Genomic DNA, 256 nt, shown 5'->3' with positions numbered 1-256 from the left:
TTGATACCGGGGTGTCTGGCCGTGTTGCGCAAGCCATTGCTGAAAAGATTGCAGTGATTGGCCGTTATTCACAAGTATTAACAATTACACACTTACCGCAAGTAGCGGCAGTCGCTGATAACCATTACTTTATTGAAAAGCAAGTGGTTGGTGATCGTACTGAGACAAGTATTCACACACTTTCAGAGGATGAACGTGTTAACGAAGTTGCCAGAATGTTGTCTGGGGATGAATTAACCGATGCAGCCAAAGAAAA

1 pseudogene is annotated in these 256 nt (G+C 43.8%); it reads left to right on the top strand.

The annotated features are described in order from the left end of the window. Positions 1-256, top strand: a pseudogene (locus PZC42_RS24965) (DNA repair protein RecN); the annotation flags it as partial.

This window comes from Isoptericola croceus (assembly GCF_029382255.1).
GTDB classification, from domain to species: domain Bacteria; phylum Actinomycetota; class Actinomycetes; order Actinomycetales; family Cellulomonadaceae; genus Isoptericola; species Isoptericola croceus.
This window is presented reverse-complemented; position numbering and strand designations above follow the sequence as displayed.